The sequence below is a fragment of the Lacticaseibacillus suilingensis genome, assembly GCF_016861845.1.
GTDB lineage: Bacteria > Bacillota > Bacilli > Lactobacillales > Lactobacillaceae > Lacticaseibacillus > Lacticaseibacillus suilingensis.
Genome location: NZ_BOLV01000004.1, coordinates 111,717 through 130,686, shown reverse-complemented (window position 1 = coordinate 130,686; position 18,970 = coordinate 111,717). Strand labels below are relative to the sequence as shown.

Here is an 18,970-nt window from a genome sequence, read left to right as displayed (position 1 = left end):
AGCCAGCAAAAAGAGCCTCCGCAGAGGCTCTTTCGGTGGTACTAGTATGACAGAAGGATGATTAACGCTCGTCGGCTTTCTTCTTACCGAAGAAGGCCAGCACGCCGGCAATCATGGCGGCGCCGAGGGCCATCAAGCCAGTTTGGGCTTGGTCACCGGTGGCTGGTAATGCCGCCTGTTGCTTGGTGTCAGTGGCGACGCTGAGCTTGGTCGCCTTGGCTGCACCCGTAGTCGCAAGCGCTGTTGGTTGCGCCGCAGCGGCCGCTTTGGCCTGGGCATCAGCCGCGGCCTTGGCCTTGGCTTGCTGAGCAAGCAATTTGGCCTGTGCCGCTTCCCTTGCCGCCTGCGCTGCAGCAGCTGCATTGGCTTTCGCCGCTGCGCCTTCAACATCACTCCCGCCAAAACGGGTATTGTTGGCTGCAGTGTTCTTCGCGGCGGCTGCTGCGTTCTTGGCCGCTAGTGCCTGAGCGTAAGCGGCGGCAGCATCGGCCTTAACCTGCGCTGCAATCAGTGGCTTGAAGTTAGCCAGTTCGGTCAACTGGGCCAGTTTTTGATCAGGCGTCGTTGCGGCTTTGCCGGTGTTCTTGGCATTGTCGACATCGCCGTACCAGCTGCGGCCGGTGGCAGCGTCGGTACTATTGCCGGTGGCCTCTGGGGTCGCCTGCTTGATTTCATTGGCCAAAGTGTCCAGTGCATCATCAAGCAAGGCATTCAGCTGGGCCGTAGCCTGTGCCGGCGTCAACGCGCCAGCCTTGGCTTGGTTGTACAGGTAATCGAAGTCACCATTGAAGGTGCGACCTGATGGGGCTTTGGTTTCGCCCAAGCCGGCAGCAGCCACTTGCTGCTTGGCGGCGGCGATTTCATCCAGCGTCGTGGCCTGGTTCAAGAAGGCGTTCAATTGCTTCTTCGCTTCTTCTGGGGTCACAGTGCCTGCCTTGACTTCAGCGGTCAAGTTGTCCAAATCACCGTAGTAAGTCCGGCCCGTGGCTGGATCTTGGGTTTCACCCGTGGTGGTGCCGAGACTTTGCTTAGCTTCCTGAATGGCGGCGAGGATATCCGCATTCGGATCAACTGTTGGGGTCGTGGTAGCGTCCTTTTTCACCAGCTGAGCAATAGCATTATCCAACGCGGTTTGCGCGGCTTGAACGTCCGCCAAAGTGGCATCCTTATCGTTCAAGACCTTTTGCGCCTGTTGCCGAGCACTGGCGAGCACCGCTGCGGTTTCGTGCGTGTAGTCGCCGGTAGCACCCAGTTCACGCGCCTTAGTCAACGTGGCCTTCAGTGCGGCCTTGGCGTCCTTCAACGCCGCCGTGTCTTCAGCCGTGGCTGGCACATAGTTGACCACGATGGTTTGAACCGCGGTCTTGTTGCCAATGTAGTCCTGGGCGTAGATATTGAATGTGTTCTTGCCTGGCTTCAAAGTTTCAGTCTGACTGAAGTCTTGGTCGTAGCCCTTGTCTGCGTTGAAGTCCACGTCGCCATAGCCGGCCATAACGTTGCTATCTTTGATGTACAAGTCGGCGTAGGTGTTGTCGTCTTTAACGTTCCCGGTCAACGTAAAGTTCGGGTCGCTGGTGGTAATGGTGTCATTGACCCCATCGCCATCAGTATCCTTGGCCTGATCCACCGTGAGCGTTGGCAAGTTAGCATCCACGTACAGGCTAATCCGTTCCTGAATCGTCGTGGTGGAAGTGTCATCGCCAATCAAAACGCCAAAGTTATTGCCGTGATGCGTGCCGATATCCAAGGTAACACTGAAGGTGCCATCAGAGTTGATTTTCACCTTCTGATCACCAATGGTCAGATTCGTGGTTGGCCGTGCAACTTTCCCGGTGATGGTGATTTTGCCCGTAGCCGGATCATAGTTCTTGGTATCCGCTGCGATGTAGTTGTACCCGAAGGCAATGCCATCATCGAAGCTCACGTCTTTGTTGGAAGGTGCAACCACGCCGTAGTTGCTGGACGTAATCGGTTGATCGACTTCCGTTTGGTTACCATCAGCATCAGTGGCGGTCACTTTAGCCGTGTTGTCCCCACCGGCGATTGGCACATCGGCGGTAAAGGTGTGATCGGCGTTAACCGTGGCATCGATGGTTTGGTCACCAACAACGACCTGAACGGTTTGCGTGTCGTCACTGACGGTCCCAGTCAGGGTCACTTGCGTTTCGGAAGACTGCGCCGTCGTGGCCGCTTGGTCCCCTTGCTTGTAAGTGGCCTGACCATCAACGGCCAAGGCATCGATTTCAGGCGTCTTCATCGCCACCTGAATCTGCTTCTCGTACAGCAAGGTTTGCTTACTGTCATCGGTATAAACCTTAACCGTGGTGGTGTAATCATCATCGCTGACTGGCAGATCGGCAGTAAAGTTACCAGAATTATCATCGGCAAAATCAACTGTGCCGTCATGTTCGTTGCCATCAGCATCGGTGTAAGTGAAGCTTGGTTCAACCAGGTAATTACCACCAAACTCAAACGCGGTGCCATCATCGTTGAGGCCCTTGGTTTGTGTCGTGATCTTGTCTGGCAAACTGCCTTGGTCAAAGACCAGGCCCCAGTTGGTTTCGCCTGGCTTCTGCGCAGTCGCCGAAGTCGTGGCAGCGTTCGAAGCATTGTCAAACACCCCAATGGCGATACTGTTACGGCCAGCGGCCAAAGCCTTGACCTGCGCATCGCTCAGCGCAATCTTGATCTTGGTGTAGCCGTCAGCAGTGGTGCCTTCGGTTTCGTAGCTGGTTGGATCCTGGTCGCCGTCATTTTCCACGCCGTTAACGGCCGTGTTGGCAGAGCCGTCCAGGCCACTGAAGTTATCGAAGGCTTCAGCCGTTAGGTAGTACTGCTTGTTGCCATCTTGGTCGGTTTCGGCGGTCAGCTTCAGGTTGCGCACTTCTGGCTTAACGCTATCGATTTTAACCTTGAAATCAAGCACTTGCTGCTTGTCGGTACCGTCTGGCGTGCCGACCACGCGGTAAGTGTAAGTACCATCAGGCAGGGTTTCGGTTTGGTTAGTTTGCGGATCGAAGTACGTGCCGTCGAATTCCGCGCCATCCAGCTTTTCGTAGGTCTGGCCATTCGCATACCAGTAGCTCTTGGTAGCAGCCTTATAGGTGGAGAAGGTCGTCAGCAGGTTACCTTGGTCGTCCAACAGCTGAGTCTGGACATCATTGGCATTGCGGAACATCCAGTATTCAGGCTGAATCCAAGCAATGTCAGCGCCTGGCGCCGTGGAAAAGGCAATGTTGTTGGTATCGATGACGTAATTGCCTTGGGCATCAGTGGTGAGGCCAGGGTTGCTGATGGCCCCATCTTCATCATTCCCGCCATTGACAATGGTCCCGGTGTTACCGGTCGTGGTTGGCGTGAAGGTGACGCCGTTGAAGTCATCGAACAGTTGTGGATCGCCCCAGCTGCCATAGAAGCCCATGTATGGGATGCTCAGCTTGGAGTCATCGGAGCCTTCAAAATTCAGGAAGCCTTCAACGTATTGATCCTTTTCAAAATCGCTCGGTAAGGTCAAGGTGAAGGTAAATTCTTGGGTGGTCCCTGCTGGTACAGCAATCGTGGAATCCGCCTTGATGTTGGCCCCAGCAATCGCCTTGTCATACAACGTCGCGGTTTGCGCGTCGGTGGCAGAGGTATAAACCGCTGTCAGCTTCGCGTTGTCCTTCAGCGTGTAGGTGATTGGCTGATCGGTGCGGTTGGTGAACTTCAAGGTAAACTGATGCGTCGCCTCATCGAAGTCTTTCAGTTCAACGCCTGGGTAGTCATTGGCACCAGTGACCGTGGATGGGTTCTTGCTGATGGCATCAATGGCTGCGTCCACATCCACCATCCCCGCGCCTTGACGCCGTGGCGATTCGATGACAGCATCGCGGTCGACATCAGTGATTTCAGTGGCGGTGTTCATTTCGATGGTCTTCATGAAGGCCGCCCGTTCACTGGCAGTCATGCTTTGATACAAGGCATAATACTTACCATTTTTGTCATTCATGGCCTGCGTCAACAGCGCCTGGGAACCAGCGATGAATGGTGAAGCCATGGACGTCCCAGACAAGTTCGTGTAGCCGTTGTTGTTCTGGGTCGACCAGATATTGCCACCAGGCGCGGTGATGTCAGGCTTGAAGGACAAGTCAGACGTTGGCCCGTAGGAACTGAAGGTGGACATGGCATCCGTCGCGGTAAGGGTGTTGTCCATTTGCTTCAGGCCGATTTCAACATTGAAGGTCGCATCAGGGTTAGCCGCCAGATAAGCGACCAACTTGTCCCCATCATTAGTGGACAAACCAGCCGTTGGAAAACCAGCATCATAAGCCACAGACGTGAGTGCTTCGTCGCCGCCAGCATTGTTGACGATCAAGACGCCAGCCGCGCCAGCCGCCTTCGCGTTGGCCTGCTTTTCAGTAAAGTTGATGTCGCCGCGCTTCACAATGGCAATTTTGCCTTTCACATCAGCGGTGAATTGATCAGCCGTACCAATGCCGAGGTTACCGTCAGCATCCTTGACTTCGTAGAACTGTTTGCCATCAAAGGCGGTCAGGTCAAAGCCGGTGCCGGTTTCGGTCATGGATGGGCCCAAAATCGTGGTGCCATCGGCGGAAATCGTGATGGCATTGTTGATGGCCTTGGTGTTTTCAGCGGAAGCAACCGTGGTGGCATGGCGCGCCGTGCCTGGGGTGCCGACCATTTCCATATCCGGATTGCCGAAGTAGTCAACGTTGGTGCCATCTTGGTCAGACACTGAGGTCCCATCGTTCCCGGCGGAAATCACAGCGGCAGTCCCAGCATTGATGGCATTTTCCACCGCCGCGACTTCTGGATCGTCGTCACTTTGTTTGCCTGAAGCAGAACCCAGTGACATGTTCAAGACATCCGCACCCAACTTAGCGGAGTCGTCGATCGCGCCAACCACCGAAGTAGAATCGGTCGTGGCCGCGGTATCAGAGTTCGAGAAGACTTTCATCGCCAAGAGCTGTGCTTCCGGCGCTACCCCAACAACGGACGTGGTCGGATCGCTACCAGTCCCGTTTGCCCCGATAATCCCGGCGACGTGCATCCCGTGTTGCTCTTCCGGATTGTCGTCGGTGATAATTTCATCGTTATCGGCGTAGTTATGCCCATAAGGCACCTTGGACGTGTAGTAGCGGCCATAGCCGGTCTTGCTGATGAAGCCATTGACATCTTTTTCACTCAACTTGGCGGTGCTGGCATCGCTCAACCGGAAGTCCTTGTGGTTAGGATCAATCCCGGTATCAATGACGGAAACCACCGTGCCTTCACCTTTGTACTTATAGTTCGACCAAACCGTGGAAACGTTCGCCATATCGTTCGCCGAAGATTCAGCCGCGTAATAAACCTTAGCAATGGAAACCGACTTAACGCCGGCGACTTGTTCCAACTTGGTTAGATCTTTGACCTGAACTTTGGTGGTAAAGCCGTTGATGACATAACCGTAACTTTCGCCGGTACCTTGGGCGGTGATGGCCGCCACCGCCGCTTTGGTGCTAGCCTGCGCGGCAATGACCTTTTCGGTCGCCGCCTGAATTTCGGCAGTGCTGGCGTTGGTGCTCAAGCTGCCATTTTCGGCGGCAGGAGCGGCAGCCAGTTGAATAATGACATCAACATAAGTGTCTTTTTGCTGGGCCGTGGTCAACTTCGTGAAGTTAACCCCCCGTGCCGCCAGCTGCGCTTCGACCGCCTTGGCAGTGGTATCCTCCGTGGTGGCCAACGCCTTGGCTTTGGCGTTACTGCGGGTCGCTAGAGTCGCCGCGGCCTTGGCCTTGGTCTTTGCCTTAGACTGACTATCGACACTGGCTTTAGCCTGCAGTTCGAACACTGGCGACAGTGCCAATGCCCCCAAAACAGCAGTACTTGCAAGCGCCGTCACAATCGTTTTGCTTGTCCTATTCATTCATTTACCCCCTAGAGTGACTCAAACCTCACCAACTCGATTAAGTGATGATAAGAATGATTATATGTGGAAAATTCTAATTTGCAACCTATTTCTCAAAGAAAGTTCTAATATTCTTCAAATTTTATCATGACTTTATTCGCTTTCAAGAATGTGTTTCTCCATTAGGAACACCAACCGATGGCGGTTTTGTATCCAACCATTGCCAGCATTTAGCGATTCTTCGAGAAAAATGAGAGAAATATTAGGAATAACGTTGCTCTTCATTAACTCTGGCGGTACAATCAGAAGCACATGTTCGGGGAGGAGTATTTTCATGAAGACAATTTTGAAACCAACCCGGGTGCTGGTCGCCCTGGGGGTCATGCTGACGTTGGCCGGTTGTGGCAAAGCTTCACAAACCGATCAGGCCAATCAGCCGGTCGTTGCGCAATATGCCAAAAAGAAAATTACCCAGCAGGATTTTTATCAGGCGTTAAAAGCCGAGCCGAGTGCGAAACAAGTCTTGGCCAATCTCCTGATCTACGGGTCCATGAAAGATGCGTACGGTAAGAAGATTGATGAAGCCAAAGTCACCGCTGCCTACAAGTCCTATCAAGCGCGGTATGGTGATCAATTTGCTGATTACTTAGAAGAAAATGGCTACACCAAAAAGACCTTCAAGCAAACCTTGCGCCTGAACTACCTGAGCGAAGCCGCCTTGAAGGCCCAGATCAAGCCCACCACTGCCCAACTCAAGGACGCCTGGAAGACTTACCAACCGAAAATTACCGTCCAACATATCCTGACGACCAGTGAAGACACGGCCAAAACCGTCATCGCCCAGTTGCAGCAAGGCGCCGACTTTGCCAAGCTAGCCCAACAATACTCAGTAGATAACACCACCGCCAGCAACGGCGGCAAAATGGCGGCTTTTGACAGCACCGACAAGAACGTGGACTCCACCTTCAAGGACGCGGCGTACAAGCTGAAGGATGGCGAGTTCACCACCACCCCAGTGAAAACCACCAGCGGCTATGAAGTCATTCAAATGATCAAGCACCCTGCCAAAGGCACCTTCAAGGCCAGCAAAGCCGCGTTAACCGCCTCCCTTTATCAAAAATGGGAGGCCAGCACCACGGTGATGAAGAATGTCATCAGCCAAGTGCTGAAAGACGAAAACGTCAAAATCAAGGACAAGGATCTCCAATCCGCGCTGAACGCTTATAAAGGCACCACCACTTCCGGTACTGCCACCACCAAGTAACGCAAAACACCGCCCCTCATGCCTGAGGAGCGGTGCTTTTGATTCAGGGAGAAATTGAAGTGGTCGGCCTTAGGGGATTAAAGCCGTTTACGATTGATGCCAGCTAAACCCAGCAATGACATCAGGGAAAGGCCCAGCGCAGTGAGCCAACTAGCATGGGTGTTCCCGGTTGCAGGTAAGGTCTCGGCCGCCTTGTTCGGCTTATTCGCTTTGACGGCTTTGGTCGCTTTCGTCGCTTTCGTCGCCTTAGATACCGCGGTAGCCTTCGCTGCCTGACCTGGCTTTTGCTGGCCCGTCTCGACAGACTGGCGCTGCTGGTTCCGGTCGTCTACTTCACTAGTCGGCGTCTGTGTGGTTTCATCCGTGGTTGCTTTTACCGCGGTCAAACCGGCCAAGGCTGCCTGCAAAGAAGCTTGAGCGGCGGCCACTTGTGCCGGCGTTGCTTCGCCATCAGTCAGCAGGGCTTCGGCAGCGGCAGCCGCATCCAAGGCTGGCGCATAGCTCGCAGCAGTGTAGGCATTCGCGTCCAGCTGATTGGTTTGATCAATCAACGCCTGCAGGTCAGCTTTAGCCGTTCGGCTAGCAGCCGGTTGAAGCGTTGCTAACGCTTTGACGATGGCCACGATGCTTTGATCCACCGCGGCTTGATCTGCCTTTGAATCGGCTAGTACTTGCTTGGCTGCCGCCAGTGCTTTCGTCACCGGTGCAAAACTGCTTGGCAGATAGTTTTGGGTCTCAAGCGCCGCCACGTTCGCCACCGTGAGTTGCAAAGCGGCTTTGTTGACGACCGCCTTAAGCTTCAGGCCGGCCAAAGCATCGCTCAATGCTGCGGCGGCCTTGGTTAAATCAGCATCAGACGCCTTAGGATTGGCAGCGACCTGCTGGCCAGCAGTCAACGCTGCGGCTAACGCTTGCGCAGAAGCCGCCGTGAATGGCGTAGTATCGACCTTGCCAGCGGCCTCAACCAGCTGATTTAGCATCGCCACGGCGGCCGGACTGGTTTGCGGCGTCAAGTCGGCCAAGGCAGTGGCCAAGGCCAGACTAGCCTGGTCAACTGCCGCTTGGGTGGCGTCAGCCCCGATTGCCTTAGCAGCGGTCAGTGCATCGTTCAACGCAGCACTGGTTTCAGGGGTGTAAACCGCCGGATCCAGTGCCTGGGCGGTTTTAATTAACCCCGCCAGCACAGTGGTGTCCACTGGCACTACTGGTGTCAGCCCTTCAATCGCAGCGACCAAATCAGCTTGCGCCTGCACCACGTTCGCTTGGGTGGCGGTATCCGGCGTCGCAATCAGCGCCTCGCCAGCGGCTTTGGCTTGCGTCACTGCCGCAAAAGAATCGGCGGTGTAGTCAGCCGGATCCAGCGCTCCGGCGATCTTGACGCTTTGCGCCAAGGCCGTTAGATCAACTGCTGCTTGCTCAAGGGTGATGCCGGTGCCGGTATCGGCTTTGGCGACTGGAGACTTTTGGTTGACCAGTTCGCCATTGACCAAGGCTAGCTGCAACGGCCCCGTCAAGTTGGCGTTCAACTTCAGCGTGATGGTCGCGATTTCACCGCTGCTGGCCAGCCGCGGCTGCTCACCTTTATTCGCAAACATCAGATAAGCTTCGACTGAGCCATCGGTGTGGGTGGCGACGCGGGAGAGATTTTCCATCCCCGCGGTAAGCTTGCCGCCGGTGATGCCGGTAACCGTGCCGACGCTTGGATCAACTGGTAACGCAACGGACAAGGCATTGACGTTACTCAAGCCATAGCCGGTCACCGTCAAAGTGACCGTATCACCAGGCTGATAGGTGGTACGATCCGCTTGCAACGCAATCGTCCCAGCCGGGGTTTTGGCATCGGTGCCAGCCGGCGTTTCGCCGAGCTGACCCAGAATAAAGTTGGCATCGGCTGCATCAACCACGCCCGACCCATCAATGTCGCCTTTTTTACCATTTTGGTCAAAGGCCGCATCTTGGTCATTCAAGCCGGAGTATTGCTTCAGCGATTGAATGTCATTGTCAGAAATTTGCCCATCGCCGGAAATGTCGCCAGGCACTTGCTTCAACGCGCCAGGTACTTTGAAAATCTGAATTTCGTTACCGGAAACGTTGTTGTTGACGCCGGCACCTTTCGGAATGTCGAAGCGGACAATCGAACCATGGGTGCCCTCAGCTAATTGGATGCTACGCGGCATGGCGGTTTGCTTCCAGCCTTGCGCGCTGCCCGCCTTGGTCCAGGTAATGCCATCGTCACTGACGTAAACATTCATGTTCTTCAAATTGCCATTGCCACCGTTGTCCCGCGGAGTGTAAACGATGCTATCCAGGGCATAGTCACCATCGAGGTAAGCGTAAATCGACATTGGCGTGGCATCCGTCAGGTTCCAAGCCGAATGGGCCATGGTCGTGGTGTCGCCGTCGAACAGATACTTGAACTCGGTGTTCGACTGCCATTTGGCATCATTGCCATCGGCGTCCTTCGCTTCAGCCTTGACCACTTTCAGCACATCCCGCAGCGGATCATTGCTGGTTTCAAAGGTGGCCTCATCGCTCCACTGGGAAACCCCATCAGCCGTGACCGTCTGGACTTGAATGGTGTGACTGGTGCCGCGCAAAACATGATCAATGGTGTAGTTTGCCGCCTTCATATCGCGATACAGCACGCCATCGACCTTGAGGTTATAGCCGGTTGCCCCTTCAACTTCATTCCAGGTCACCGGAATTTCAGTGGTCGTGATGGCCATCGGATCGGCGGTTGGCGCATTCGGCGTCGCAATCGCGTCAGATGGCGTCAAAATTGGATTTTCTGGCGTGGCACTGGTGTCAATACCACTGATTTTGCCCTCAATCCCGTCTTTAGTCACATCCACTGCATGCAACTTCAGGCGCAGGAAGTGCTGGGCCAAATCGGTGCCAACGCCGTCCAGATAACTGTTGGTGAGATAGTTGGTATCATCAAACCAAACATCTGTCCCCGCTTCAAATTCTGCCAACGTTTGGACCTGCTTCAAGGTCACCGTTTGGCCGCCAATAGTGGCCGTCACGGTGCTCGGGGTGGTCTTGGTGCGAACATCAAACTCGGTGGTGCGGTTAGTCTTCATCTCGGCATAAGTGCCAACCGTCGGCGCCACCGTCAAGGTCAAATCGGTACCCTTCAGGCTGCTCGTCACCTTGGTGGTTGCTGAGGCCCCGCTTTGGTACTTGGCAGATAGCCCGTCATCTTCATAAACCGTGTAGCTGCTATCGCCATTGGCATAAATTTGGAACTGCCGCTGGTCTTTGATGGCATCATATGCGGTGGCATTGTTCGTGGCAGGTGCGGTCGGAATAATCGCGCCGGCCTTCACAAAGACTGGTAATTTCCACAGCGGGGCATCAAAGTTATTGATCACCTGACCGCCTTGGTACTCCTTACCCGTGTAGTAATCGATCCAGATTTGATTAGGATCCGGCAGGTAAATGCCATTGCGAATATCATTGCCATCCGCATCGGAGGCCGTATTTTGATAGATTGGGGCAATCAGGAAGTTGTCGCCCCACATGTATTCATACTGCACCAAATCCGTGTAGGTTTCTGGCAGATCTGGGTATTCTAGGAGCAGCGCCCGCACCATCGGATTGCCATCGCTGATGGCTTGCTCCGAAGTCGTGTAGATGTATGGCATCAGCATGGTCTTCTGCTTCAGATAAGCGCGGTTGATGGCGGTGATGGCGTCGCTGTAGACCCATGGCATCTTCTGCTGCGAGCCCCAGCCATCCATGTTCAATTCAATCGGGGTAAAGGTTTTCCACTCGTATTCACGGGCGTTGATGATGGGATTATTCCCGCCGTAAATACCGTCCGTATCCGAGCCCACGTTCGGCTGGCCAGACAGACCTTCGCCGATGTACGTTGGGATGTGGAAGCGAATGTATTCCCATTCACCACCGGTTTGGTCCCCGTCCCAAATCCCAGACATGCGCTGAGTCCCGGCCCAGCCGTGCAACGTAATCACAAATGGCCGCACGGTATCGCCATCGACAGATTCCATCATATCCAGGGCTTTTTGAATGCCATCGAGGCCAAAGGAATAGCCCGCGCCGACCCAGGCCACATCCGTCTTCAATGCCACCACGCCGGCTGCGACTTCAGCGGCAAAATCGCGGTCCTTATTGGTGGGATTATCGGGATCGACCGGGGATAGATTTTGCTGGGTCCACAGGCCCACTTCAATCCCATGCGCATTGGCGTATTCGATGAATTGTTTCAGGTTTTCGACGTTGCCGGCCAAGGTATCGGTTTGACCGTAACCCGCACCATACCCGTCATTTGGCAAGAACCAGCCCAGCGGCATGTCGTATTTTTCATACAAATCAATCATTTGCCGCGCACTGAATTGGTAATTATCTTGCCCGTTAGTGCCTTCGCCGTTCAGCGACTCCAGAATCCCTTGGCCTTTCAAATTCTCGGGCATGTTTTCCGGATTGTATTCCTTGTAAAACTTACCATCAGGGAACTTGTAGGCGCCACGAGTGCCTTCAGGGACTTCAATCCAGACATCGCGGTTGAAGGCATTCAGATGTGCTTCATAAAAGCCGTACTCCGGCATCATCAGTGGCGCGCCGGTCAGCTCGTAGTAGCCTTTGATCAGGCCTTGCGCGGTATCGGCAAAAACGTAAAAGGTATCGAAGCGGTTTTCGTTATGGCTAAGTTTAATCGAACCATCATTAGCGGTATCGAAATTATACGCGCCAGGTGTGAAAGTATTACGCAACACGCCATAGCCATCCGTGGACCAGTAGAACGGCACCGGTGAAGCGGATTCGCCATCGGTCCAGCCGCCTTTTTCGATTTTGACGTTCTCACCGAGCAAGGCGAAATCACCATTTTGCGTGCCGCCACCGAAATAGTTTTCGTTGTCGTGGCGCGCGAGGTATTCGGTACTCTTGTTCGCGGTCAGTTCAATGGGCTGCGTCTCTGCCAGAATCGTCTTATCGCCTTTAGTGACGCTCATCGTGCCGGCAATTTTATTAAAATGAATCTGGACCACGCCGGTATCGATCACGGTTTCGGTATCGTTATCGGTCAGAGTCGAGGCATTGAAGGCATCAGGGCCATACTCGTCCGGGGTCTTGGTCAGAATCTTGGCATTCAGATTCTTCCCAGATTGCGCTGGGTCGCCGTAAGTGTTGGTCGGGTCGGCGTAATAGCGCATGATGTCGCCTTCAAGCAACGAGAGCCGCGCCACTAGGCCATTGGCATAAGTAACTTCGTAATAAGTATCTTTTTTGACGACACTGGTAATTAAAGCCGCCGCCTGCGCCGGATCAGTCGCTGGGTCCTCCGGCTCAGCGGCTGGAGTTTCAGTGGTCGCTTTTGGGGTCGTTTCGGCTGCCGGCGTGGCTGTCGAAGCATCTTGCGCCGGCGTAGTTTCAGTCGTCGAAACACCCTGGGGTGCTTTCGGCGTCGCGGCCGGTGACGCTTCGACCGCTGCATCATCAGTGGCCTCGGCCTCAGCGGCAATGTCGCCGCTAGCTGGCGTCTCAGGTTGGGTTTGGTCAGTTACCGGCGCTGCTTCAGTTTTAGCAGCGGCTTGAGTCTGGCCCGTGCCATCCGGGTTTGTATCAGCATGCACTTGCTGCATGCGGCCACCGAAAAACACAAACATTGATAATACTGAGGTACTGTAAAGCAAGGCCTTGACTGGTCGAGTCAATCGGCTTTTTGAATCACGCATGAATACTCCTCCTTGTCGGATCGAGATCAATCAGTCTGGCGCCGCCGAGTCATCAGAATCCCCATTCTGAATTGAAAGTACCCTCGGCGTTTCCTGAAAGGACTACCCTAGTCATTTCGTCGCCTATGGTGCGACTGATAAAATCAGTTGATGACAGTAATCGTGTTAACTCAAACATCATGACGTTATCCGTATTACAAATAAGATTTGATGACAGTCCCCCTTTCTAATTATAAAGTTCACGCACATTTTAGCATAAATAAGTAAATAAATATTGGTATTAATTGAATGGATATCGTTTACATTTAATGATATAACCGATTTTGGCCTGCTAATATTGTTGTGTAGAAAGAAAAACAACTTATTGAATAAAATTAGATAAAGTGTTTTCAGAAAATACATTTTCTTATTAGCTTTTTTATACCCGTTCGTGAAAAATGAGTGCTTGTCCAGCAACCATTCGTCACTATACGCCCACAGCATTTTCACTTTTACCGCCGGCTAACATTAGCGGCGCTCTGCTATAAACGAAGTGGTCATCATTTTCATCCGTCACTAGATTGGGTGGTACCCTCCCGTCAGATAAAAAAACGCCGACATGGACGTCGACGTTACATGAATTCAATTCATTGTTTTATGCGCGGTGCTTGCGGAAACCGAAAAGACCCAGCAAGGCAACAAGCGCAGTTCCAAGAAATGTCAGTGCTGAATTCTGGGTCTCGCCCGTGGCTGGCAAAGTTGCTGCTTTGGTCTTCTGATCTTGATGGGTCAACGCGACTGCCTTAACCGGCTGCTTACCGGCGTCTCCGATGGCATTGGTAGGTTCCGTACTAGGCTGTGACTCAACGTTCTGTTCTGTTTCCGGTTCTGGGTCAGCGGGTAATTCAGGATTCCAGACCACCGTACTCATGGCTTCATCATCAACCAAAGCCAGTGGCAGATTGTCACTAACCGCAGCAAAAGTGGTGTAGTCGATTGCGTCATCAATCCCCCAGGCCTTTTGAGCAAACGCCCGCAGTGGCGCAGCAAACTGCGCGGCGACCTCGTCTTCGGTCTGAGCATCGTGATTGTCACTCCAAATTGAAATCGCCGAGCCTAAAAACTGGTCGGACAGTTGGCTGTGATCTAGTTTCTGGACAATCTCCTTGCCATCAATTTTGCCATCACCAGCAACATTAGCGAACACGCCATTGTCCCACCCGTTATAAATATTGTCCGCCTTAGGGTATTTATAACCGGCATTTTGGCCCAGGACATAGTACAAATAGCCGTCATCGAAGTTGATCAATTTGTAGCCGTCATCAATCATCGTCTGTAAAGTCGGCATATTGGTCCGGCAATGTGTCCAATACTTCACGATGAAGTCTTTGTTCAGCGCCACTTTCGAGGTGGCATCACGCCGTTCGATACGGTCATGGAAGATCTCAACTTGATAACCGTGAGCTTTGACATAGTCACCCATTTCATTCAGAAAATCATAGAAGGCTTCGACGCCAGTAGCATCCGCGCCGTATTTGGCCTGAGCGGCTTTAACCAACGCTGGGTATTGCGCCATACCTGCCGCGGTCCAATCATCACCTAAGTATTCATCGGCCCCAATGGAGAAATACGGGCTACTGTCACCAAACAACCCCATGTATTCATCCAACAAGGATTTCATAAAGGCTACGGCATCGGGGTTGGTGATATCCAAATAAGCAGAATTTTTCAGTGGCTTGCCAATCGGAATGGTTACCATCTTGCCACCGCGCAGGCCACTAACTACCTGTTGCACCGGCAGTTGGAACTCAGGATGCTGTGACAACACCTGACCAAGATGGCCTGGCATATCAAACTCTGGGGTGACCGTAATGAAGTTTTGCTTCGCATAAGCGATGATCTCTTTGACTTCATCCTGGGTCAAATACTGCGACGACATCACTTCTGGATGTGACTTGGACTCAAGCATGAATCCGGTCTTATCAGAAAAATGCATGAGCAAATCATTCGCTTTGGAGGCAGCCATTTCATCAATTAGGTTCATGAACCAGGCTTTGCTGTAATACTTACGCCCGCAGTCCACGGAAACCTCCCGTAAGGACACTTCTGGTGCATCCTCAATCACGCCCAGTGGCAAAGCGGTTTTTGCTTGCAACAACTGGGTCAAGGTGGTTAAGGCGTAAAAGGCCCCCACTTGCGAACTAGCACTGATTGCAATGTTGTCAGCCGTGATATTGATGCGATAGCCTTGGTCATTGGTGACAGTCTGATCCGCGGTGTTGATGCTAATCACACCTTGACTAACCTTTTGTCCTTGCGAAAGTACCGACAACTCCGTGCCGGACGCTGCCTGATAGTTTGTCGCAAACTTGTCTACCTGATAGCCTAGCGGACTCGCTTTATCTAATTCAGGAGCGGCTACATAATGATACTGACTCCAGTCGATGGCCTGCGTACTCGTGACTTTGTAATCCTTAACGTTAGTCACGGCCACCTGCTGCGTATCCGCAATATCTTCACCGATTTGGACATTAGCCACGGTTGTCGGTTCAGCCTTGGCTGGCGTTTCAGTGTCTTTAGCGTCTAAAGTGCCCTCATTTTCATCACCGGTTGGGGTTGGCGTAGTCACCGCTGCTTTCAATACTTGTGTTTGTGTATCTGCTACAGGCTGCTGGTTGGCGTTGGGCGCCGCTTTCTGGTCTGAGGCACTGTCTGTTTCATCGTCTGTTGTTGTGTTCGTTTTGGCTTCCGAACTGGTCGAGTCAGTCGAAGCAGTTTGGGTCTGAGCCACCGCTGGCTCATCGACTGCAGCGTGCGCTTGATGAGCTGGGGCATAACCCAGCGATAATCCGGTCAAAATCAACGTACTATAAAGTAAATAATGCCAATTCTGTTTCATGATGCTCCTCCTTTGATGTGCCCTTCTAAAAATGACAGTGGCTGAATCGGTATACACCATTGCCAAACTTATCTAACCATGTTGCGCCGATGGCTGTAAACCCCGGTCTTTCGGCATTGATAATGTTTTCACAAAAGAGGACCACGCAAACGTTGGTGTATCATGAGCCGGTCAATATTTAAAAACAGGTAACTATTTTTCGAGAAAATACGCCTTAATTGGTACTGAAAAGCAGCGAAAATGACGGATTAGTCCCCACCTTTAAAAACAATGCCCCTCGTTTTCCCGAATTGTACGCAATCTATCCTAACCAGACGCCTCCCACTAACGTCAGTTCAAAATTGGTTCCTCGGTCACCTGTTACCCGTGGTTACGAACCACAACCAGTGCCGCTCTGATGCTATCAAAAAAGCGCTTTGGCAATTGCCTCGGCGCTATTACTTCACTTCAACTTAATCTGATCAAGCGGAATCACATGCGTGCGATACCTAATCTTGTAGTAGGCAAACATCCCCAAGAACACCGGCAGCGACATGTAGCTAATCGCCAGGCGATACCACTGCCCCGACGTCACCGCCTGCAAATCCTGACCGAACACAATCACTAGCCCCATCACCGCGGCCACAATTGGCCCCAGAGGAAACCACCGCGCGTGGTAAACCAACTCATCCACCGAATGACCCTGTTTCATAAACGCCTGGCGGAAACGGAGATGACTAAACGCAATGCCTAACCAGGCGATGAACCCGGTGAGCCCCGAGGACGCCACCAACAGCTGATAGACCTCGGTGCCGACAATGCTGGCGGCGAACGTCAGCATGCCCACCGCTGTGGTTAAAAGTAGTGCGGGCACCGGAATGCCGCGATCGTTCGTGCGACCAAAAATCCGCGGCGCCATGCCGGTATTTCCCATGGCCCAGAGCATGCGGGTGGAGGCGTACAGCCCGGAGTTCGCCGAGGACAACACCGACGTCAAAATCACGGCGTTCATCACCCCAGCTGCCCCCGCTAGCCCAATGCGCTGAAACACCAAGGTAAATGGCGACATTGCCACACGCGCCTCACTGGCGCCAAGCAAGTTCGGATCCGTATACGGAATCAGTGCCGCGATTACGGCAATCGCCAGCACGTAAAAAATCATGATGCGCCAGAACACCTGCTTGATGGCCTTGGGAATACTGGTTTCCGGCGTCGCCGATTCCCCAGCGGTGATGCCAATCAGCTCGGTGCCTTGAAAGGAGAACCCCGCCACCAGAAAGACGGATAGTCCCGACACCCAGCCGCCATGAAACGGCGCATCCCCCACGGTAAAATTGCGTAGCCCCACCGCCGGGCCGCCAAGAATGCCCACGATCGAAAGCAACCCGACCACGAGAAACACGATGACCGTGATCACTTTGACCATCGCCAGCCAGTACTCGGTTTCGCCAAAGGCTTTGACCGACACCAAGTTCAACGTCACAATCAGTGCTAAGAAAAACAAGCTAATTGCCCACCCCGGCACCTGAGGCAGCCAATAATGCGTCACAATCGCGGTAGTGGACACATCCACCGCCAGCGTAATCGCCCAATTGAGCCAGTAATTCCACCCTAGCGCGAACCCGACGGCCGGATCGATAAATCTGGTGGCATACTCAGAAAACGAGCCGGACACTGGTAAGTAAGTTGCCATTTCGCCTAAACTGGTCATCAAAAAATACACCATGATGCCCACGGCTAAATAGGCAATCAAGGCGCTGCCAGGACCGGCTTTAGCAATGGTGGAACCACTCGTCACAAACAGACCAGTGCCGATACTGCCACCAAGGGCAATCATCGACAAATGCCGCGTTTGAAGATTCCGTTTGACCGCTGTGTTTTCAGGTTTGCTTGTCATCGTCCTGCCTCCACTTCGCTGAAAAGCCTAACATAGCGGCGTGAGGGCATCCTGAGAGTTCAGGTCAAGTCCATGAGAAACTTTTCACGGCGATTTCCTTTTCCTCTCACCAGTCATCCACGCAAAAAAACGCCACCGAGGCTAGTTCGGTGGCGACGCTTATCCTTAAAGCAGTTCCTGCTCCGGCAGCTGGTAATTGGTAATGACCAGATGCTCAACGTCTTTGGCGTTGCGGTTCTTAAAGTTCACTAAGTACGATTTATCAAAAGCATGAAGGAACACCTGCTGACCATTGGCCGTGGCAGTGCCCGCTTCATACAAAGCCGCAATCAGCGGCGTATTCTTGATTACGAGCATCCAGTTAGCGACCGTATCATGGATCAAATACTGCGCCAGCCGGCCTTGGTCAGATTGGCCAAACTCGTTGTTGGCATAAGTGGAAAAATCCGTATCGTAAGGCGGATCGAGGAACACGAAATCGCCTGCCACTGGGGGATGGGTCGCCATAAAATCAGCAAAGTCCTGATTGCCTAGGGTGGTGCGCGCCAACAGTGCCGTTAATTCCGGGTTGTGATAATCCGCCACCCGACTGGCCAACGTGTTGTGGTTGTATGTCATACCACCGTACGGGACGTTGAACTTGCCGGTTTTGGAATAGCGAAACATCGAGGAGTACGCATACTGGCGAATGAACAGATACAGCGCTGCTTGCTCCCCTGGCGTAAGAGCCAGTTCAGGGATGCGATTGAACAAGTCACGGTAGTACACATACAGCGAGGATTTGAAGGTGGTCAAAATGATTTGTTCAAAATCGGCCTGCGAAATGGTGACACCAGCTGCCGCTTGCTTGCGCAGGAAGTTCACCTTGCGCGCCATCGCCACCGGCAAATCGGCAAAGAAGCCCCGCCCATTTTCAAACCCCGGGGCAAAGGCGGTCGTCATCGCGGTTTGATGGGCCGCGACCCAGGCCTGAGTCTGCGGCCGCGGTGGTTCTACCGCTTTCACCTGCACCGCGAAAAATTTCACCAGCTCCGGCTTGATCAAATCGACATAAGCTTCGGCGCCGACCCAAGCGGCATCAATGCGCGCAACCGCCGCAAAGAAGCTTTCATCCCCCGTGGCCACGGCGCGATACAGCCGCATCAGTTCATCAGAGCGATCATTGATGTAATACCCGTCAATGGTTGAACTGCGGCGGCTGCCCACTGCAAAGTACACCGCGCCGCCGCCAACGAAGGGTTCATAATAATGGCGAATCTGTGCCGGCAAAGCCGGCAAAATGTGCGGCAGCTCCTTGGTTTTACCGCCAGGATATTTCAATAAAGGCGTCAGCATTTTCTCTACTCTTTCATCGCGACTATTTTTT

The 18,970-nt window shown here is 53.2% G+C and carries 6 protein-coding genes; 1 reads left to right on the top strand and 5 read right to left on the bottom strand.

Going from position 1 to position 18,970, the window contains the following annotated elements:
• Positions 1-61: 61 nt before the first annotated feature.
• A complete protein-coding gene (locus tag JUF11_RS13350) occupies positions 62-5,905 on the bottom strand; it encodes a S8 family serine peptidase (RefSeq protein WP_204118403.1) in 5,844 nt (1,947 codons plus the stop codon).
• Positions 5,906-6,221: 316 nt separating this feature from the next.
• On the opposite strand from JUF11_RS13350, the gene JUF11_RS03780 reads away from it, so the two are divergent.
• A complete protein-coding gene (locus tag JUF11_RS03780) occupies positions 6,222-7,151 on the top strand; it encodes a peptidylprolyl isomerase (protein WP_204118402.1) in 930 nt (309 codons plus the stop codon).
• Between the two features lie 77 nt (positions 7,152-7,228).
• On the opposite strand, the gene JUF11_RS03775 is transcribed toward JUF11_RS03780, so the two are convergent.
• The 4 genes from JUF11_RS03775 to JUF11_RS03760 form a co-directional block, all read right to left on the bottom strand.
• Positions 7,229-12,850, bottom strand: coding sequence for a TIM-barrel domain-containing protein (locus JUF11_RS03775; RefSeq protein ID WP_204118401.1), 5,622 nt, complete (start codon positions 12,848-12,850; stop codon positions 7,229-7,231).
• A 634-nt stretch (positions 12,851-13,484) separates the two neighbouring features.
• The gene (locus JUF11_RS03770) at positions 13,485-15,728 is read right to left on the bottom strand and encodes a family 20 glycosylhydrolase (RefSeq protein ID WP_204118400.1); all 2,244 of its coding nucleotides are present in this window, start codon (positions 15,726-15,728) and stop codon (positions 13,485-13,487) included.
• Positions 15,729-16,170: 442 nt separating this feature from the next.
• Entirely contained in the window at positions 16,171-17,604 is a 1,434-nt protein-coding gene (locus JUF11_RS03765; protein ID WP_204118399.1) for an amino acid permease, read from the bottom strand.
• A 165-nt stretch (positions 17,605-17,769) separates the two neighbouring features.
• Entirely contained in the window at positions 17,770-18,939 is a 1,170-nt protein-coding gene (locus JUF11_RS03760; RefSeq protein WP_204118398.1) for a DNA adenine methylase, read from the bottom strand.
• Between the last annotated feature and the right edge of the window lie 31 nt (positions 18,940-18,970).